This window comes from Rubritalea tangerina, assembly GCF_042683245.1.
GTDB lineage: Bacteria > Verrucomicrobiota > Verrucomicrobiia > Verrucomicrobiales > Akkermansiaceae > Rubritalea > Rubritalea tangerina.
In genome coordinates, this window is the sequence record NZ_JBHUJB010000028.1 from 18,419 (window position 1) to 37,457 (window position 19,039).

The following is a 19,039-nucleotide window of genomic DNA, read 5'->3' on the forward strand; positions in this document are numbered from 1 at the left end:
ACAATAGGCTCACCATTCCTCCAAGACGAGCGAACAATCTTCTAGATAGCCATCCGAGTCGAACTCTACCCCCTCTGCAGCTAACAAGTCGATCTTCCGCTGCACCTCCTCGCCCGATACCTGCCCCATATAGCCAGCAATTTTTAACTGGCTGTTGATCACCCGGTGGCAGGGCACCTGTGGAGCGTGTGGATTGCGCTTCAGCGCCTGCCCCACCGCTTGCGCAGATCCACACCCTAGGCGCTGTGCTAGATACTTATACGTCGTCACCTTCCCGCAGGGAATAGCTGAAATAGCTTCGTATACTTGCTGTTCAAATGCTGTCACTACCCTCATACCCCCTCGTAACATAATACGATCCTAACCACACTCCAAAATCCCTGCCGCACTTCACACTTTCACAAATGGTGGAATCGCAGCACCCACCGTGTCCGCAGCTGCTCGCAGTAGCTCGACCTCTTGACTCCCCAACTCGCCATCAGACATCACCGCTAAACCACATGCGTATAGAACATCCCGCTTCATCACAGGAGTCGACTGCGCCAATTTGCTCAACGCCTCATCCACTAGATTCAAGCCACATTCTTCAGCAGGCAACAAGCCTGGCAATCTTGCTCCTTTCTCAGCTAACGCATCTGCCGCCTGCCCATAAGCCTCTTGAAGCTCGTGCGCGTTTGCTGCGCCAATCCCTGCCATCGTCGAAACCAAAATGTTCAACTCTGAAACAATCTGACCTAACTTATGATAGCGCACCCTCTCAGAGCGTGTTCCTTCATAGTGCACCGAAAGATGGTTTTCTAACACCTTTTGCAGCATAAACTCAAAGATATCAACCTGCCCATCACTCGCCATCAACCATTGAGTAGCATGCATGAACCGCTCGTACTCAGGCCGAGAGAGCTTGCGTAAGGTGGGAATGGAAAGATCCACAAGTGCGATTTTTTGTGAGGAATGTTGCTCCGAGAGCACTCCACTCCATACCTGAGCACGCTCCGCTGCAGCCTCACCCATTTTCTTCTTCAAAAACTTCACCTCCTTCGCCACTAGCTTGCGATCTACAGCCAGTAACAATCCAAAAATCATAGCCTGCGCTTCATCACGATCGTGGCATGCTTCTATCCATTCATCTTCCATGCTGCGCAAAATGCTCGCCCCAACCTCTAACCGCGTCTGACTAGACTCACCTAACTGCCCCCATTCTTCCCGCCCAACGCTCGATGGCACCGGTGGAGGCGTTGCACTCTCCCCGCCACCAGCAAAACCACTCATACGACTATCTTGGGAGTAGCCCCCATGCGCCGCAACCTCAGGAATTTCTGAGGGCTTAAATTTCCCATCCCAGTCCCCCTCAATCGCTTTGATCCGCACCTTCAATGGTGGATGGGTTGCAAAGCCATACGAAAACATCCCTCCATCAGCAAAAAACATGTGACTAGCTTCTGAGGCCTTCCCCGCCTTCACCTCCGAGCCATACTCCTGGCCACCAATCTTCTTCAATGCTCCCGCAATACCGCTGGGATCACGCGTAAATTGCACCGCTGAGGCATCTGCTAAATACTCCCTCTGACGAGAAATAGCTGCTTGAATCATCCGTGCAAAAAATACCCCTATGGCCCCCACAACAAGCAAGGCAATCGCCGCCACCAAACCAATTAAAGCCCCATTGTTATTCTCCCGGCTTCCACGAATTCTGACGAATTGCATGTGAAACAGTAACTCACGACCAATGATGGATAACATCATGATCCCAAACAACCAACCAATCAACCGCATGTTCAGCTTCATATCCCCATTGAGAATATGGCTGAACTCATGTGCAATCACCCCCTGTAGCTCAGAGCGCGTGAGACGCTGAATACACCCACGCGTCACGCCGATCACCGCATTTCCCGGCTCAGTACCCGCAGCAAAGGCATTAATACTAGGCTCGTGATCCATCACCCAAACCTCCGGCACCGGCACCCCCGATGCTATCGCCATCTCCTCAACCACATTCATCAACTTCCTCTCATCGGTGTCAGTCGTATGTGGGTCGACCTGCCTCCCCCCCATATCACGAGCCACCACAGAACCTCCACCACTCAACTGTAATGACTTGAACGCATTACCCGCCAAAATCACCCCAGTCGTCAGTATCGCTATCGTGGCAAACCGCTCCAAATCCCAAAAAGCTCCAGTCTCCACCACACGATTCCCAGCCCCATCGGTATAACTCACCGTCTGAGTCATATAAAAAAGACCCAAAATTGTGTAGATCGCCATCACAACTCCAATCAGAGCCATGACAAAGTAAAAGACTAACAACTTAGTCCTACGCCGTGCATCGTCCTGTGCTTCGTAGAAATTCATCTAACTAACCACTTTTTATCACCCTCCCTCAGCAACTCGTGACTCCTAAAAGTCAACCTTCACAGCCTCGCGCTCAGCTGCATCAGACACCTCAAAGAGAATCGCTTCCCCAAAGTTAAAGACTCCAGCTATGATGTTTGTGGGAAATGTCTCGCGCTTCGTATTATACGTTGTCACCGCATCATTATAAGCCTGTCGTGAAAAGCTGACCTTATTCTCGGTCGAGGTTAGCTCCTCGCTGAGCTGCATCATATTCTGGTTCGACTTCAAATCCGGATAAGACTCAGACAGAGCAAACAAATTCCCCAAGGATGCCCCCAACGCCCCCTCGGACGCCATTAAATTCTTCATGTCACCCGCATCATCCGGGCTCACTCCCTTGCGGGCAGATGCTGCCGCATTACGCGCTGCTATTACAGCCTCTAAAGTTTCCCGCTCGTGCGCCATAAACTTCTTCGCAGTCTCAACCAAATTCGGAATCAAATCATGACGCCTCTTTAACTGCACATCAATCTGTGCAAATGCGTTCTTATAGCGATTCCTCAATTTCACTAACCCGTTGTATGCAGCCATCACCCAAAAAATAACCAGCGCAACGAGCGCCGCTAAAATGATCAAGGTGATCGCCACGCCACCAAGGGCTAGCACATTCATTATGAGAGGTGAGATTGTCTGCATGAACTTAAAATAGTTAGTCTGGAATATTTCTCAAGCGAGATGCTCACAATTTCATCCGAAACTCACAATAATTCTATTACAATCCCCACCTCTATCTATAATCACATCGCATCCACTCGACCTAACCTCTCCACAACAAGATAACTATTCTCATACGCACAGCTAAATGAACCCCTTTGACCTAGCACTCTCTAACGCCCACCACCCACTCACAAGAACCACCCCAGAGATACTCCAACTAAACATTGGAAAACTCTGCAACCTCACCTGTGTACACTGCCATGTGAATGCAGGCCCTAAGCGTAAGGAAATCATGAGCCGTGACACCATCGACAAAATCCTTACCTGGTTCGAACAAACCGATATCCATACCCTCGATCTCACTGGCGGCACCCCAGAAATGATCCCCGATTTTCGCTACCTCGTTGAGTCAGTGCGTAACTTCTCTACCCCAAGAAAGGTAATGACGCGCCTCAATGCCACAATCATTGAAGAGCCCGGATACGAGTGGATCCCAGAATTCCACGCGCAACACCAAATCAGCATTATCGCATCCATGCCTTGCTACGCTCCAGACAATGTCAACGCCCAACGAGGCGAAGGAGTATTCGATGCCTCCATCTCCGCCTTCCAAAAGTTGAACGCTCTCGGTTATGGTCGCACCCCCGAACTCGAGCTCAATTTCGTTTATAACCCAAATGGCGCATTCCTCCCACCAGACCAACACGAGCTCGAAAATGATTATAAAGTAGAAATGAAAAAACACTTCGATATCGATTTTCATTCCCTCTTCTGTATCGCAAACATGCCTATCGCACGGTTTGCCTCATACCTCAAACGCAACAACCAACTCAACGCCTACCACCAACTTCTGCGCGAAGCCTTCAACCCTAACACTATTGAAGGCCTAATGTGTCGCAACACCATCAACACCTCCTGGCTTGGTGAAGTATTTGATTGCGATTTTAACCAAATGCTTAAGCTCGGTCTAAAAAATGGTGACGACCCACTCTTTGTCTGGGATATCAACCCCAACACCTTCAGTGAAATCCCGATCCAAACTGCAAGCCATTGCTTTGGCTGCACCGCTGGGTCAGGATCATCCTGCGGTGGATCCCTCACCTAAGCGCCGTCCTAAGACATACTCAACACCATGAAACATCAAATCATCGTTGCTGGAAAACCCTCTCTCAAATACGCAAAAGACGGGGTCGCCGAGTACAAAAAACGCCTCACCCGCTACGGCTCCTACGACCTCAAACACGTTAAAGATGGCTCCAGCATTGATGTCTCAAAACGTCTCCTGGATGGAAGCCAAAATGCTATTCGTGTCGTCATGGATGAAAGAGGGGAACAACTCACTACCCAACAACTCTTCAATAAAATTAACCAATGGGAAATGCGTGGCGAAAAACGCGCCACCTACCTCATCGGCGCCTCAGACGGACACACCCAAGACCTTCGTGATCGAGCAGACCTCGTCTGGGCCCTCAGTCCACTCACACTCCAGCACGAGCTCGCCCTCGTAGTCTTGCTCGAACAACTCTACCGCATTGCCACCATGCAAAGAGGCGAACCCTACCACCGCTAAAAGCGCACCAACACCTTACGCACCATATCTAGTGCACGCTGCTCAACCATCAATTTGAAAGTGGCGCGATCCTTTGGGTAAAACGCCCTCACGGCAGCCACTTCTCTCCCCCTTACAGCCAGCCCAATCCACACTGTACCCACGGGCTTCTCCTCACTCCCACCTCCAGGACCTGCAATACCCGTCACAGCCACTGCAATATCCGCACCGCTCTGCTGCAACGCCCCCTCAGCCATCGCCTTGGCAACCACTTCACTCACCGCCCCATGCGCTTCTAACGCAGCTTCATCCACACCTAACAATTGGCTCTTCGCCGCATTCGAGTAACTTACAAACCCGTGTGTAAATACCTCTGAAGCACCCGCTACATCCGTCAAGCGACTCGCTATCGCCCCCCCCGTACAACTCTCAGCAGTCGCTATCAGCAGCCCTTTCTCGGTTAGAAGGTCCACAACTACCTTCTCCAAACTCCTACCATCATCACTGATCATTTCATCAGGGAAGACCTCTGCCACCAACTGTCTCGCCTCTTCCACCACCTCTGCCTCACCAATCAATCTTAAGTCAACCTCAGAGGGCCGAGCACAATACCCCACCTCTAAACCTCGAATCGCCTGTAAGCGCGAATCTAAGGACTCATGAAAATCACTTTCTCCAATCCCAGTAAATTTCATCTCAACCATCGTATGACTCTCGCCAATGTCAGCCAACGCCCTCACACGGTGCGGCACCTCTGCATGATACATCGGATACAATTCACGCGGAGGCCCAGGTAGCAAGAAAACGGCACAAGGAGCCCCCTTCCCCAATCGAGGAGGCACATACACCCCCGGTGCTGTTCCATTCGGATTCGGCAACACCTCAGCCCCACAAGGAATCAAAGCCTGCTTGCGGTTCGAGGGCGCCATCTCTTTTCCAATCTTTTGAAAAAATGCCTCTATCACCCTCAACGCATGCTCATCCTCTATCAATTCGATCCCCATCGCCTCAGCGACTGCCTCCCTGGTCAAATCATCACTCGTAGGCCCTAAACCTCCAGTCACAATCAGTATATCTGCACGCTCAACACCCTCCTTTATCGCCTCCATCACCGGCTCACCATCTGCTACCGTCACCTGCCGAGCCACACGCACCCCTAAATTCCTGAGCGCAGCTCCGAGCCACCCACCATGCGTATTCTGAGTCGTGCCCAGTAACAACTCAGTGCCAGTATTCAATATCTCAACCTGCATACCAACTTCATAGCACAGAGTGCCCAAGCCGCTACCCAAATTCCTTTCTAATCCACCTTCTGCAACGCTATCATCGTGATATCATCCGACTGCATCGCTCCATCCACAAACTTTTTCAGTTCTACCACCATTTCAGAAACCACCTTCTCCACCCCCTCTGACGCCGACTGCTTAAGCACTCGCACCATCCGCTCTTCCCCAAATTCATCCTCACTAACATTGCGAGCCTCAGTCACTCCGTCCGTATACATTAGCAAGGTATCCCCAGATTCTATCTCAAACTCATAGAGCTTGGTTACGCGCTCAAAGACATCTCCGTCATCTAAACCGATAGCCAAGCCCGCTGGCTTCAACCACTCCACCTCTCCACTCGCCATCCTTAACAATGGGGCCTTATCATGCCCAGCCCGAACCAGCTGAACCTTACCATCCCCCTCATTGATCACATAAACAGCTAGACTAATAAACGAATCCTCACGGATATCCGGGAATAGCTGACGATTTAACTGTGAGACCGCTTTCAATGCATCCTTCTCACGCATCAATTCAGATCGCAACACACTACGACACATCGCCATTAGCAATCCTGCCGCCACCCCCTTGCCTGAAACATCGGCTATCACCACTACCCAACGCCCATCTCCCAAAGCAATGTAATCATAGTAATCCCCACTAATCAATCGAGCCGGCTGATTTACCCCCTGAATACTGTACCCATGAATCTTCGGACATTCTCGCGGCAATAAAACCTGCTGAACCTCCTGAGCCGTGCGTAACTCACTCTCAATCTTTCGCTTCTCACCAGCCTCTTGATGAATCATTGCATTCCCTAATGCAAAGGCTGCCTGCTCACTAGCAGACTTAAATAATTCAAACTCGTTCCCCGTAAACTTTCCATCCTCATGCTTTCGCGCCACCGCGATCACCCCCAAATCGCGCCCACCATACTTCAAGGGGGCAACCATCGCCGACACATCCCCAAAATAATGCACGAAGGCATCGCGAAACGCTTCATGATTCTTCACATCCCTCACCACCTGCGTCACCCCAGAGGACAAAACTGCCCCCAACATCCCCTCATCAAAGGGCACCTTACTTAGCTGCACATGACTCTTCAACGCCCGCACATCTCCCCCAGCCTTCTTATACACTTCCACTGGAAGTCCTATCAAAAGTGGACATTGGTCAGAAATCGCCTTCGGAACCAAAAATCGCCGGGTCGATTCCAATAAGTAGAGAGCCCCACCTCGCGCACTCACCACATCCACTAATCCATCAACAATCTCCCTGTGCAACTTCGACGCCGAATGGTCCTGCTCCAACGCAATCCCTAAGGTGTGCAAGAACTCAAACATCCGATGCTCCTCCCCCTCAATGACCTGCTTCTGCTCCTCAGATACCGTCAACTTTGCACGCATCCTCCTCCAACTAATCAACAGTGAAAACAACAACACTGTTGAAAATAGCAAACTCAGACCAACTAACGTGTCCGTCTCGCCAAATACAGAATCTAACTCAACAAACAAACTCTTCACTCAGCCAAGTTTCGCTATTGCTCATTAGATGGATCACGCGAAAGCAACTCAGCTTCCAAACAGTCCAAAACCGTAGAAAACTTATCCGTGTTACTCTCATCCGCTTCGACCAAGGTCTTGTGCGCATCAAATACATGCTGGGTCCGATCCGTAGAATTCGCCAATCCATACTCAGTCAGCGACTTCCGAACGCTAAATTCCTGACCAGCCCATTCCGGAGACTCAGGGTTAATCGTCATTAACGAACTTAAGCCTAAATCATCCAACGACTGACTATTCTTCTTATCTGCAGATGCTATCTCTAACAAACCTCCGGTGGTCTTCACCAAACGCATTGCTAATCCCGCCATCGTACCCATGAAGGTCGAATCCATTCCTGTACACTCCTCCAAATCAATAACGATATGCACGATACCAGCCTGAAGTTGGTCGTCTGCCCATGACTTCAGTTTGGGGCTATTCATGAAAGAACCTTTGCCTTCACAGCGGACCCATCCGAGTCCGTTTACATTACCCGCAAGAATGATATTTGAATTGCTCACTGTTGGAATCGCTGATCTACCTGCCAGCCTTAGTTTTGATGATAGCTTCTTATGGCGAACCGTCAATCAATAGAGCAGGAAAAATACCATTCAACACATCGCACATCACAGCGCCTTGATCTGAGCCTCATTCCCATAGATATGATTGCTCAGAAGCTCGCAAATTAGCCCCAGAATATAACTCTGTACGCCAACTTAGTACCCTCCCATTCTTCTGATAGGGTTCACCTATGATAGCGAACTCACACTTCCCTTTTGTCTGATTTGCTGCAAAAACCTGCTCCCGCTTCAACACCTTCGCCCCAGTTCCTGCCTGCTGATATAATAAGACCACGCGCACTGGATCCACTCCCCCCGACTCCCCCAACTTCCAAGAAACAGTGTAATAATGCCCCTTGCGCTCTCTCTGCTCCTTCGCACTCACCGCCCCTCGCAACCTCTTCATCTGCTCAGCCCTTACTACCCGACTCTCGCGCTCAACCCGCTTCATTGACTTCAAATGAAACTCACTAACCTCCACTGCGTCCTCCACTTGATTCGAACACGACACCACTAAAAACATAGGCAGAAGAATGGCACAGCGATAAAATTTCATACACATCGTGTTAGCCCATGATCCAAAAAATCCAACTCTCAATTGTTGCCAAGATGCTATCAATCTGCAAAAAACTCCTAAGACCCTTATGAGCATGCTAGCGGAAATCCACGATAAACTAAACCTCTTCCTCAAAACCAAAGGATTGCGCAGCACCCCCCAAAGAAATGCTATCATCGATATCATCTTCGAATCCGATGACCATTTCACTGCCGATGAACTCTGGGACCGCATTCGTAAAACGAACTCCAAAGCATCCCGAGCCACTGTCTACCGCACCCTGAGCCTCCTCGTCGAAGCCAATCTCCTCCACGAAATTGACCTCGGAGAAGATATCAAAACTTACGACCCCAACTTTAACGATAAACCCGCTCACAACCACCTCATCTGTGTCGACTGCGGAAAAGTGATCGAGTTCGAAGACAATCACCTCGAACTCCTCAATAACTGCCTCACTAAACGCCTAGGCTTCCTCCCTAAAAGCCAATCAATTAGAATCGAAGCCAATTGCGAAGAACTCCGAACTAAAGGCTCCTGCTCTAACCTCATCCAGGCTAGACTCAGCGGTAAGCGACTCCCAAAAAAACGCTAATCATCCATCCGCATTTCGTGATTGCCTCATCATAAATGATTTGTATAAGGATCTATCAGATCCCCACCCCCCCCCCCTGCGCGATCTCCCCCCTCACTCCCCCACACCTAACACCACAATGCCCCCCAACACACCTACGAACCTAACAGATGAAAAATCTAACATTTTTTCAAGAACACCAACTACCAGACCACGGCGAAGGCCTCTTTGACCACCTTCCCGGCTTCCTCTATTTTGTCAAAGACACCGAACTTCGCTTCGTATCCGCTAACGAACGACTCGCAAAAAAACTCGGAGTAGAAGTCCCTCATGAACTACTCGGCAAAACCGACCGAGACTTCTTCCCCCCCAGCCAAGCAAGCGCTTACGCAAAAGATGATATCCAAGTCATCACTTCAGGCAAACCCCTTTATAATAAAGTAGAACTCGTCCCCCGTGGTAAAGGCTTCGTCGACTGGTCTACCACCACAAAAATCCCCCTCTTCGCCCCCTCAGGGAAAGTAGTCGCCATCGCAGGCACGACCCGCCCATTCTCCACCGGCACCTCCGCCATCGACATCCACTCAGAACTCGGCACCCCACTCAAGGTCATGCACGACCGCTTTGCTGAAAATATCCGTGTCACCGAACTCGCAAAACTCGCTCACCTCTCCGTGAGCGCCTTTGAGAGAAAGTTCAAAAAACAACTCCACATGACCCCGCGTCAGTACATCCGACACCTCCGCGTCCACGATGCCTGCTATAAATTAAGCCACACTGACGAACCTCTGGCCGGCATCTCCGCCTCTTGTGGCTACGTCGACCAAAGTCACTTCAGCCGTGAATTCTCGCGCATCACAAACGAGACTCCTCTTCACTATAGAAAACGACACCGTGCAAGAGTCGGTCGCTAGACCCACTCCACACATTGCCGATTTCATACAAAAAATTCACGTAGCCATACAATACACCCAGCATTTCACGTATATGCTGGGTGTAGAAATTTTTGGTGCTCAGCACTGAGCGCTTCGAACCCAATAACAAAACCAACTCATTATGGCACTCAAACTACACAATGCAATGTGGCCCGGCCTCGTCGGCAAAGAAGAAGGCACCGACCACCCACCCATCTCACTCGATCGCATGATCGAACTCACCAAGAATGCGGAAGTCGACGGCCAAAAATATGACGGCATTGACCTCTTCCTTTTCCACCCACACACCGACCCAGAAGCTTCCATTGATGATATCCGTCGCATGGCTGATAAAATTGCTGAGAACGGTTTTAAAATTGGCTCACTGGTAGCACCAGTCTGGCCTGGCACCGTCGGAGGCTGCGCATTTGGCTCCCAAGACGACAGAGATAACTTTGTACACGCCGTCGCCCTCTCCGCTAAAATTGGTCAAGTACTCAAAGAACATGGCGCCAGAGATTACGGCATTATCCGTATCGACTCCGCAGGCGGCCCAGAAGATTTTGCAAAAGACGAAGTAGCCAATACTAAATTGCTCGCAGAAACCTTCCAGCGCGCTGGTGCCGTCGCTGCTGAACACGGCGAACGCCTCGCTGCTGAAGGTGAAATCTGTTGGGGCGGCATGCACTCGTGGAAACACATGCTCAACACTCTCGAAGAAACTGGCATGCCCTCCACTGTTGGGTTCCAGGCAGATCTCGCACACACTTACCTTTATCTACTAGGTTACAATGCCCCAGAAGCAGCACTACTCAAGGAAGGATACAGTGAAGAAGAATTCTGGGCTGCTTATAAGACCATGACCGACGCACTTCGCCCATGGACAATCGATTTCCACGTCGCTCAAAACGACGGATCAGTGCACGGTACGGGTGACCACGATAAAACAGGCCGCCACTGCCAGGCTGATGACCCGAACGGAAAACTCGACATCACGCGCTGTGCAGAAATGTGGCTTAAAGATTATGACCAACGCGGTATCGAACATATCTGCTGGGACGGCTGCATGTTCGACAATGCTGTCCTCGAGGCTCCAAAAACGTGGGATGCCATCTTGGACGCAATGATCAAAGTCCGTAACGCTGTCGGCTAGCCTCCTCCATGCCCCCCGCATTACTAACAAAACACAGTCTTATCATGCCTACCGTATCCGCTAACGGAATCCAAATGCATTACCAAGAGTCTGGCTCCGGCGAACCTCTCATCTGCATCATGGGCATCACTGCCCCTGGTGCTGTCTGGGAAGCACATGCCGAAGAATGGTCTAAACACTTCCGTTGCATCATGCCAGACAACCGTGGAGTTGGCCTATCCGATAAACCTGAAGGCCCTTATTCCTCTGCCATGATGGCTGACGACTATGCAGCTCTCATGGATACTCTTGGGATCGAATCTGCTCGCATCGTCGGCTGCTCCATGGGCTCCATTATTGCCCAACAACTCATGCTTCGCCACCCAGAGAAAGTCAAAAGCGCTATTCTCATGTGCACTTGGGCACGCTGTGACAACTACGCAAAAGGCATCTTCCAACACATGGCAAACTGTAAAGCTCGCTTCACACCCGGTGAATTCATGCACTACATCCAGACATTGATTTTCGCCAAACCATTCTGGGATAATGCCGATTGCTACGCATCACTAGCCGAAGGCCAACAAGCCGCTGACCTCGACCCAACCCCACAACCCCTCCACGGACTCCAAGCTCAAGCTGCTGCCTGCACCAGCCATGACACCTTGGAACAATTGCCTAACATTCAAACTCCTTGTTACGTCACTGGGGGAATCGATGACATCTTCACCCCACTCTGGATGTCTAACGAAGTCGCAAACGCTATACCAAATTGTGATACCTACTTCTACGATAACGCTGGCCATGGCTTCCACTTCGAAAACCTCGAAGCATTCAACTCAAAAACAACTGAGTGGCTTCTCGCAAACTAATCCCTAACTAAAAATCTAAACACAAACACACTTATTATGAGCGACATTAAATTTGGCGCAGAAGTCTACACCTGGTTCATGGACGGCTACGGTGACGGCAATGCTAACAAACTCGACCACATGGCTAAGGTAGTCAAAAAAGGTGGTTTCAAAGGTATCGAACCAATGGTGTTAGAACCATACGATACATACTGGCTCGGCGATTTTAAAGATCCTGCAAAACTCAAAGATGCTCTCGATGAAGCGGGTGTCGAGCTCGCAGCTCTCGCACTTATCTGTGCCTGGGACCAAGAAGAAGAAACTGAGTCCGAGCGCGCCTGCGCCGATTGGACAATCGAGACTCTCAAACTCTTCCCGGGCGCGGCCCTCGGCACGGTCCCCCTCCCTGGTGGCCGCCACAACCTACAACAACGCCGCCTCAATTTGGTGAACAACGTAAACCATGTTTCTCGCCGCGCCGCTGAAGCTGGCCTCAACTGCTCCTTCCACCCGAATTCACCTCCGGGATCACTCGTGCGCACCCAAGAAGATTACGATGTTGTTCTTAACTCACTCGATCCATCAGTCACAGGCTGGACCCCAGACGTCGGACACATCGTGCGCGGCGGTATGGATATCATCGACACCATGACCAAGTGGCAACACCTGATTAATCACGTCCATTACAAGGACTTCTCTGGCAATGGCCCAGAGCCTTGGTCACAGATGGGCTCAGGTAAGGTCGATTTCCATAAAATCACCGAGTTCCTCGTCCAACGTAACTACAAAGGCTGGATCATCTGCGAAGATGAATGTGAATACGCCATTAAGCACCCAGACGAAGTCACTATCCAAAATGGTGAGTGGTGCAACGAACAACTCGTTCCACTCCTCGGATAATTCCATCATCCGGAATCACACATGATCTACCCTAATCTGGGGTAGATCACTCACACTCCCCCCTCCCCCCTCCCTCAAGGGCGCATACACAGCCCACACCTCTAGCTCGCAGCGTACCGACCTCCCAAGCCGCGCACACTTGAACCGTTTCCAATGAAGAATCTCTACAACACGAAAGACGCACCCAAAAAGGATGACCTCGCACTCCGCGTCTATACATCTCGCCTCCTTGGCCAAGAAGCTGACCTCGTCCTCCACGGTGGGGGCAACACCTCCGTCAAAACGACCGTCAAAGACTTCTTCGGAAATTTCGTAGAAGTGCTCTGCGTCAAAGGATCTGGCTGGGATCTTGCAACCATTGAGAAACCTGGCTTCCCAGCGGTGCGCATGGACACCCTCCTCAAACTTGCAGAACTCGAGACTCTATCAGATGCCGATATGGTTGAACAACAACGTCTCGGGCTTCTGGATCCAGCGGCTCCCAATCCATCTATCGAGGCTATCGTCCACGCAGTCATCCCCGCTAAGTTTGTTGATCACACTCACGCAGATGCCATCCTCGCTCTCACCAATAACCCACAAGGTAAAAAACACATCAAAGCGTGCTTCGGCGACTCGATGATCGTTGTCCCCTACGTCATGCCTGGCTTCGTGCTCGCTAAAGCAGTCCAAAAAGCCATGGCCGGTAAAGACCTATCAAAAGTCGATGGCCTCATCCTCATGAACCACGGGATCTTTACCTTCCACGATGATGCGAAAAAATCCTATGACCTCATGATCAAAAAGGTCACCCAGGCGGAAAAATACCTCGCAAGCCACCTCAAACCAAACCCCATTAAGAAAGCGAAAGCCAAAAAGGACCTCCTCGGCCTAGCCGCTCTCCGACAAGCCGTTTCCAAACAACGCGCCACCCCCTGCATCGCACGCCTCTCTACTTCAAAAGCCGCAACCGCTTTCGCAGCTACTTCCAAACTCGCAGCGATCTGTAAAAAAGGACCTGTCACTCCAGACCACACCATTCGCACCAAACGCCTCCCACTCTACCTTAGCGATGGCGCGGACCCATCTAAAGCTGTCTCCAAGTACGCCAAAGATTACACAGCCTACTTTGAAAAACATGCTACGACAGAAACGATTCTCGATACCGCGCCTCGCTGGGGCGCCTGGGCCAACCACGGTGTCGTCTCCTTCGGTGCCACCCTCAAAGAAGCCAATATTATCGCCGATATCGCCGAACATTCCGTCGATACTATCCTAAAAACAGAACACGCATTCGGCGCTTGGAAAGCTCTCCCAGCCAAAGACCTCTTTGAAATCGAATACTGGGAGCTAGAACAAGCAAAACTTAAAAAAGGCGCTGCTAACAAACCACCCCATCAAGGAAAGATTGCTCTCGTCACTGGTGCCGCTGCCGGTATCGGTTTCGCCTGCGCAGAACAACTCGCCCTCCAAGGTGCCACTGTCATCGGTGCTGACCTCAACCCTGAAATCGTCGAGGCCATGGAAAAAATTGGTGGCTTAGGAATCGTTGCCAACCTAACAGACGATAAGGCGATCAAAAATGTCGTTGAAACCATCATCTCTAACTACGGTGGCCTAGACATCCTCGTGTCTAATGCTGGCATCTTCACAGCCGGCGCTTACCTCGAGGACCTCGAACAACAAAACTGGGACAAATCCTTTGCAGTCAACCTCACTTCTCACCAGAAACTCCTCCGTGAGACCATCCCCTTCATCAAACTGGGCATAGGTGGCGCTATCGTTCTCGTTGGTTCTCGTAACGTCAACGCCCCCGGTGCCGGTGCAGCTTCATATTCCTGCGCAAAAGCCGGCCTGAACCAACTCTGCCGTGTCGCAGCTCTCGAGCTCGCCCCAGCAGGCGTGCGCTGCAATATTATCCACCCAGATGCCGTCTTCGACACCAAACTCTGGACCCCAGAAAACCTCCAACGCTCCGCTGAACGCTACGGACTAACAGTCGAGGAGTACAAGACCCGCAACCTCCTCAAAACCGAAATTAAGTCCGCTAATGTCGGACAGATGGTCGCAGCTATGGCCTCTCCACTCTTCGGTAAAACCACCGGTGCTCAGATCCCTGTCGATGGCGGGAATGACCGCATCATCTAACACCATACCTTCAGAGAAAAAATACTACCACAGCAACAGGGCACAATACTTTGCCCTGCCATCCTAAAAATCACAATATTATGGCTAATTTTGCACCCAAACTCCTCAACGACCCTCTCAAAGCAGCAGATGAGCTGCTCGAAGGACTCGTCGAAGCCTACAACGGCCAATGCTACAAAGTAGGCACTCGCTCTATCGTTAAAAATGATATCCCCGACGGAAAAGTCGCCCTCCTCGTTGGCGGTGGTGCTGGCCACGAACCCATCTACCACGCTATGGTGGGTAAAAATATGGCCGACGGCGCTGCCTGTGGTGACATCTTCGCCGCCCCAGCACCTAATATTGTCCAAGAAGCAACCTCTGCAATCGACCGAGGAAATGGAGTCCTCTACCTCTACGGCAATTACGCTGGAGATGTCATGAACTTTAATGTCGGCGCCGAAATGGCAGAAGCTGAGGGGGCCGACGTTAGAACCGTTCTCATTGCCGACGATGTAGCCTCCGCTCCACCAGAACGCAAACACGACCGTCGCGGCATCGCAGGCCTCGTCCCCATCGTGAAACTCGCTGGTGCCGCATCTCAATCCGCTGAATCACTCGACGAGCTTGCAGCCGTGGCCGAGAAAGCCTGCCTACAAACCCGCTCTGTTGGTGCAGCTATGGCTCCCGGCTCCATCCCCGCAACAGGAAAACCCACCTTCGAACTCGAAGAAGGCATGGTGGGCCTCGGAATGGGTATTCACGGTGAAGCGGGTGTCGGTGAAATCCCCATGACCACCGCTGACGACCTCACTGTCCGAATGCTCGATCTCATCGTCAAAGACTATGCAGACGATGCCGATGTCGCCCCTCTTAAGTCCGGTGACGAAATCATCCTCTTTATCAACTCACTCGGCGCAACCACTATGATGGAGTGCCTCGTCTGTATGCGTAAAGCTGCCGAATATTTCGAAAACAAAGGAATCGAAATCTTCGACGTCGTCATGGGCCCATACGTTACCTGCCAAGAAATGGCCGGCCTCTCATTCTCCGTCACTCGCGTCGATGAAGAGCTTAAACAACTCTGGTCCATGCCTTGCGAGTCCTTCTGTTACTCAAAAATGGAAGGTCCTCTCAAAGGGACTTCATACACCCGCTCTAACAACTCTAGCGAAGCGGCTAAAAACACTGTGAAGGCCAAAGCTAACAAACAAAAGCTCCTTGACCTCTCAAAATCTAACGAAGGCCTCACAATCGCCCAAGCTCAGGAAATGGCCCTCGCCGTCGCAGACAAAATCATCGACTCAGAGCCAATTCTCTCACAAGCCGACCGCGACCTTGGTGACGGAGACCATGGACTCGGCATGGCTCGCGGCTTCACAGCCCTCAAAAAAGAACTTACTGGCACATCCTTCGATAACCTGCGCGACCTCTATCAGACCGCCGGTAACGCCCTGCTCACGACGATGGGTGGCGCCTCCGGTGTCGTCTTTGGCTCACTCTTCCTAGCCGGAGGTAAAACCATGCATGGCGCAGACTGCTTTGGCTCACACGAATTATCGCACCTCCTCAACCAATCACTTAAAGATGTAATGGGCAGAGGCGGGGCAAAGCCCGGTGACAAAACCATGATCGACGCCCTCGCCCCTGCTGCTGAGGCTGCTAAAGCGAATATCGATCAGCCTCTCGCTGTCTCTATCAAGGCCGTAGCCGCTGCTGCTGAAGCCGGTAAAGAAGACTCCAAAGATATGATCGCCACCATGGGGCGTGCCAAAACACTCGGTGAAAAAACTCTCGGCCTTCCTGACGCCGGAGCCATCTCAGTCACCTTCATTCTCGAAACCATGGATGCCTATATCAACGGCTAAAACTACTTCCTAAAAATCTCAGTGTCGCATCTAGCGACCTTAAACATAAAAGACTAAACTCTAACACACTAACTCCAATATGGCAGATACAGACGACATCAGAGAAGGCAAGAGCTTCGGCCTTGATACTCCAGCAGACACCAGCGGCTTCTACCTCAAAGGTATTAACAACTCCGACTGGGGCTTGAAAAACCGCATGGCTCGCATCTTTAACCAGAAGTCCGGTAACACAGTCATGCTCGCATTCGATCACGGCTTCCTCATGGGACCTACCTCCGGCCTAGAGCGTGTTGACCTCAACATCGCCCCGCTCGTAGAACACGCAGACTGTATCATGGGGACACGCGGTATGATCCGCTCCTCTATTCCAGCTGGCTGCTCAAAGCCTGTCTGTCTTCGTACCGATACCGGCACCACTATCCTCACCGAGATGAACCACAATGTGCTCATCGCAGAAGAAGACGCTATCCGCATGAACGCCTCAGCTATGGCTGCTATGATCTCAGTCGGTGAAGAAGAAACTGAGCACAAAACCATCGCCAACTTCAGTAAACTCGTAGACATCGGCAGCAAGTACGGCATCCCAGTCATGGGTGTCACCGCAGTCGGAAAAAAAATGGCACGTGACGCCCGCTACTTCGCTATGGCCTCCCGCGTCTGCGCTGAAAACGGCGCCTCCATCGTCAAAACATACTACACCGAAGGGTTTGAAAAAGTCGTTGCTTGCACACCCGTTCCTGTCGTTATCGCAGGCGGTAAAAAGCTTCCTGAACTCGAAGCCCTCGAACTCTGCTACAACGCCATCCAATGCGGTGCCGCAGGCGTAGACATGGGTCGCAACGTCTTCCAATCTGAAGCCCCTGCCGCCATGATGGCCGCTGTCGCAGGTGTCGTCCACGACGGACTCAAACCACAAGAGGCACTCGATCTCTTCAACACACTCTCTGCCGAGAGTTAGTAGGAACTGCCATGCAACTGGCACTCTGGCCCCGGTGGAGTGCACACTCTCCACCGGGGCTATTTTTTTGAATAAAATCAGCAACGTATGGCATCCTTCCGTCAGAATACTCTCTCAGCGTAACATTTTGACAGATTTCCCCCATACATCCTTATATATCCTCTACCTTCAACACACACAACAAGATGAAAGCTACACTCACCTCAGCCCTCACACTCACCCTAACAGCATCTACTTTGATGGCTGCAGACACTGACCACCTCGTTTTTGAACCGACTGGGACTGCCAACGGCAAGCATGTCGTCCTCCTCGCAGGTGACGAAGAATACCGTTCCGAAGAAGCCATGCCGATGCTCGGCCAAATTCTTGCCAAACAAGGCTTCAAGTGCTCAGTCCTCTTCTCCCTCAATGCCGATGGCACCGTCAACCCAGAAGCTGGTGCCAACCTCTCCCACTCAGAGTCACTCGAAAATGCAGACGCCATCGTCATGAGCCTGCGCTTTCGCCACTGGGATGATACCTCCATGGAGCGTTTCGACAATGCCCTCAACCGTGGCGTTCCTATCGTCGCCCTCCGTACCTCCACCCACGCCTTCAAATTTCCTAAGGACAGCAAGTGGGCCAAATACAGCTTCAATGCGAAAAAAGACAGTGGCTGGGAAAAAGGCTTCGGCCGCCAAGTGCTCGGTGAAACCTGGGTCAACCACCACGGAAAACATAAAAAAGAAGGCACACGCTCCGTTGTAGAACAAGCGAATGCCAAACACCCAGTCCTCAATGCTGTGGGCACCATCTTTGGAACCACCGATGTCTACGGAGCCAACCCGCTCGCTCCCTCAACCATCCTCTTGCGCGGAGAAGTGACCCAAACATTGGATCCAAAATCCCCAGCTGTTGAAGGCAAAAAAAATAGCCCCATGATGCCAATCGCTTGGCTCCGTGAATTTAAAAATACGGGCTCTAAACCTAACCGTATCCTCACAACTACTATGGGTGCAGCCACGGACCTCAGTGACGAAAATCTCCGTCGCCTCGTCATCAATGGCGTCTACTGGGGACTCGAAATGGACGTTCCAACAAAAGCCGATGTCACACTACCCGGCTCTTGGAACCCAACCAAGTATTCCTTCAAAACATACAAAAAAGGCCTCAAGCCTGCTGACTTCATCGTGAAGTAAGCCCCCTACCTCCTCCCCCCAACATTCCAATACCAACCATTC

At 51.3% G+C, this 19,039-nt stretch carries 18 protein-coding genes; 11 read left to right on the plus strand and 7 right to left on the minus strand.

Annotated elements, in window-relative coordinates; translation table 11 throughout:
• Nucleotides 1-9: 9 nt before the first annotated feature.
• Genes ACFSW8_RS06325 through ACFSW8_RS06335 form a run of 3 tightly spaced genes read right to left on the minus strand, consistent with a single transcriptional unit; the run spans nt 10 to nt 3,027 of the window.
• Complete coding sequence (locus tag ACFSW8_RS06325; protein ID WP_377086590.1) at nt 10-336, minus strand: MGMT family protein; 327 nt, start codon at nt 334-336, stop codon at nt 10-12.
• A gap of 54 nt (nt 337-390) precedes the next feature.
• Entirely contained in the window at nt 391-2,349 is a 1,959-nt protein-coding gene (locus ACFSW8_RS06330) for a M48 family metallopeptidase (protein ID WP_377086592.1), read from the minus strand.
• 45 nt (nt 2,350-2,394) lie between these two features.
• A complete protein-coding gene (locus ACFSW8_RS06335) occupies nt 2,395-3,027 on the minus strand; it encodes a LemA family protein (protein ID WP_377086594.1) in 633 nt (210 codons plus the stop codon).
• Nucleotides 3,028-3,193: 166 nt separating this feature from the next.
• Between ACFSW8_RS06335 and arsS the strand changes: the two genes are divergently transcribed.
• Together arsS and ACFSW8_RS06345 are read left to right on the plus strand one after the other, a co-directional pair.
• Nucleotides 3,194-4,153 (plus strand): arsenosugar biosynthesis radical SAM (seleno)protein ArsS, encoded by a 960-nt coding sequence (gene arsS, locus ACFSW8_RS06340; protein ID WP_377086596.1) that lies wholly within the window; start codon nt 3,194-3,196, stop codon nt 4,151-4,153.
• Between the two features lie 27 nt (nt 4,154-4,180).
• Nucleotides 4,181-4,618, plus strand: a complete 438-nt coding sequence (locus tag ACFSW8_RS06345; RefSeq protein WP_377086597.1) for a 23S rRNA (pseudouridine(1915)-N(3))-methyltransferase RlmH — start codon at nt 4,181-4,183, stop codon at nt 4,616-4,618.
• Here ACFSW8_RS06345 and ACFSW8_RS06350 read toward each other — a convergent pair.
• From ACFSW8_RS06350 to ACFSW8_RS06365, 4 genes are all read right to left on the minus strand, one after another.
• Complete coding sequence (locus tag ACFSW8_RS06350) at nt 4,615-5,850, minus strand: competence/damage-inducible protein A (protein WP_377177752.1); 1,236 nt, start codon at nt 5,848-5,850, stop codon at nt 4,615-4,617. The two genes, ACFSW8_RS06345 and ACFSW8_RS06350, sit on opposite strands and share 4 nt — an antisense overlap.
• A gap of 47 nt (nt 5,851-5,897) precedes the next feature.
• A complete protein-coding gene (locus tag ACFSW8_RS06355) occupies nt 5,898-7,385 on the minus strand; it encodes a PP2C family protein-serine/threonine phosphatase (protein ID WP_377086600.1) in 1,488 nt (495 codons plus the stop codon).
• A gap of 14 nt (nt 7,386-7,399) precedes the next feature.
• Complete coding sequence (locus tag ACFSW8_RS06360; protein WP_377086601.1) at nt 7,400-7,927, minus strand: STAS domain-containing protein; 528 nt, start codon at nt 7,925-7,927, stop codon at nt 7,400-7,402.
• A 127-nt stretch (nt 7,928-8,054) separates the two neighbouring features.
• Nucleotides 8,055-8,522: a hypothetical protein gene (locus ACFSW8_RS06365; RefSeq protein ID WP_377086602.1), complete on the minus strand. Its 468-nt coding sequence runs from the start codon at nt 8,520-8,522 to the stop codon at nt 8,055-8,057.
• Nucleotides 8,523-8,610: 88 nt separating this feature from the next.
• Here ACFSW8_RS06365 and ACFSW8_RS06370 point away from each other — a divergent pair, with 88 nt between their 5' ends.
• From ACFSW8_RS06370 to ACFSW8_RS06410, 9 genes are all read left to right on the plus strand, one after another.
• Entirely contained in the window at nt 8,611-9,114 is a 504-nt protein-coding gene (locus ACFSW8_RS06370) for a Fur family transcriptional regulator (RefSeq protein ID WP_377177754.1), read from the plus strand.
• A gap of 149 nt (nt 9,115-9,263) precedes the next feature.
• Nucleotides 9,264-10,007 (plus strand): AraC family transcriptional regulator, encoded by a 744-nt coding sequence (locus ACFSW8_RS06375; RefSeq protein ID WP_377086607.1) that lies wholly within the window; start codon nt 9,264-9,266, stop codon nt 10,005-10,007.
• A gap of 142 nt (nt 10,008-10,149) precedes the next feature.
• Nucleotides 10,150-11,160, plus strand: a complete 1,011-nt coding sequence (locus ACFSW8_RS06380) for a sugar phosphate isomerase/epimerase family protein (protein ID WP_377177756.1) — start codon at nt 10,150-10,152, stop codon at nt 11,158-11,160.
• 44 nt (nt 11,161-11,204) lie between these two features.
• The gene (locus ACFSW8_RS06385; protein WP_377086609.1) at nt 11,205-12,008 is read left to right on the plus strand and encodes an alpha/beta fold hydrolase; all 804 of its coding nucleotides are present in this window, start codon (nt 11,205-11,207) and stop codon (nt 12,006-12,008) included.
• 36 nt (nt 12,009-12,044) lie between these two features.
• A complete protein-coding gene (locus tag ACFSW8_RS06390; RefSeq protein ID WP_377086610.1) occupies nt 12,045-12,887 on the plus strand; it encodes a sugar phosphate isomerase/epimerase family protein in 843 nt (280 codons plus the stop codon).
• 153 nt (nt 12,888-13,040) lie between these two features.
• A complete protein-coding gene (locus tag ACFSW8_RS06395; protein ID WP_377086612.1) occupies nt 13,041-15,014 on the plus strand; it encodes a bifunctional aldolase/short-chain dehydrogenase in 1,974 nt (657 codons plus the stop codon).
• Nucleotides 15,015-15,094: 80 nt separating this feature from the next.
• Nucleotides 15,095-16,861: a dihydroxyacetone kinase subunit DhaL gene (gene dhaL / locus ACFSW8_RS06400; RefSeq protein ID WP_377086613.1), complete on the plus strand. Its 1,767-nt coding sequence runs from the start codon at nt 15,095-15,097 to the stop codon at nt 16,859-16,861.
• Between the two features lie 79 nt (nt 16,862-16,940).
• Nucleotides 16,941-17,819, plus strand: coding sequence for a 3-hydroxy-5-phosphonooxypentane-2,4-dione thiolase (gene lsrF, locus ACFSW8_RS06405; protein WP_377086615.1), 879 nt, complete (start codon nt 16,941-16,943; stop codon nt 17,817-17,819).
• A gap of 185 nt (nt 17,820-18,004) precedes the next feature.
• The gene (locus tag ACFSW8_RS06410) at nt 18,005-18,997 is read left to right on the plus strand and encodes a ThuA domain-containing protein (RefSeq protein ID WP_377086618.1); all 993 of its coding nucleotides are present in this window, start codon (nt 18,005-18,007) and stop codon (nt 18,995-18,997) included.
• The last annotated feature ends 42 nt before the right edge of the window (nt 18,998-19,039 follow it).

What these genes read in the sequence shown, in the direction of transcription:
- ACFSW8_RS06325 (WP_377086590.1), bottom strand. Translation starts at nt 336, where the DNA reads ATGAGGGTAGTGACAGCATTTGAACAGCAAGTATACGAAGCTATTTCA.
- ACFSW8_RS06330 (WP_377086592.1), bottom strand. Translation starts at nt 2,349, where the DNA reads ATGAATTTCTACGAAGCACAGGACGATGCACGGCGTAGGACTAAGTTG.
- ACFSW8_RS06335 (WP_377086594.1), bottom strand. Translation starts at nt 3,027, where the DNA reads ATGCAGACAATCTCACCTCTCATAATGAATGTGCTAGCCCTTGGTGGC.
- arsS (WP_377086596.1), top strand. Translation starts at nt 3,194, where the DNA reads ATGAACCCCTTTGACCTAGCACTCTCTAACGCCCACCACCCACTCACA.
- ACFSW8_RS06345 (WP_377086597.1), top strand. Translation starts at nt 4,181, where the DNA reads ATGAAACATCAAATCATCGTTGCTGGAAAACCCTCTCTCAAATACGCA.
- ACFSW8_RS06350 (WP_377177752.1), bottom strand. Translation starts at nt 5,850, where the DNA reads ATGCAGGTTGAGATATTGAATACTGGCACTGAGTTGTTACTGGGCACG.
- ACFSW8_RS06365 (WP_377086602.1), bottom strand. Translation starts at nt 8,522, where the DNA reads ATGAAATTTTATCGCTGTGCCATTCTTCTGCCTATGTTTTTAGTGGTG.
- ACFSW8_RS06370 (WP_377177754.1), top strand. Translation starts at nt 8,611, where the DNA reads ATGAGCATGCTAGCGGAAATCCACGATAAACTAAACCTCTTCCTCAAA.
- ACFSW8_RS06375 (WP_377086607.1), top strand. Translation starts at nt 9,264, where the DNA reads ATGAAAAATCTAACATTTTTTCAAGAACACCAACTACCAGACCACGGC.
- ACFSW8_RS06380 (WP_377177756.1), top strand. Translation starts at nt 10,150, where the DNA reads ATGGCACTCAAACTACACAATGCAATGTGGCCCGGCCTCGTCGGCAAA.
- ACFSW8_RS06385 (WP_377086609.1), top strand. Translation starts at nt 11,205, where the DNA reads ATGCCTACCGTATCCGCTAACGGAATCCAAATGCATTACCAAGAGTCT.
- ACFSW8_RS06390 (WP_377086610.1), top strand. Translation starts at nt 12,045, where the DNA reads ATGAGCGACATTAAATTTGGCGCAGAAGTCTACACCTGGTTCATGGAC.
- ACFSW8_RS06395 (WP_377086612.1), top strand. Translation starts at nt 13,041, where the DNA reads ATGAAGAATCTCTACAACACGAAAGACGCACCCAAAAAGGATGACCTC.
- dhaL (WP_377086613.1), top strand. Translation starts at nt 15,095, where the DNA reads ATGGCTAATTTTGCACCCAAACTCCTCAACGACCCTCTCAAAGCAGCA.
- lsrF (WP_377086615.1), top strand. Translation starts at nt 16,941, where the DNA reads ATGGCAGATACAGACGACATCAGAGAAGGCAAGAGCTTCGGCCTTGAT.
- ACFSW8_RS06410 (WP_377086618.1), top strand. Translation starts at nt 18,005, where the DNA reads ATGAAAGCTACACTCACCTCAGCCCTCACACTCACCCTAACAGCATCT.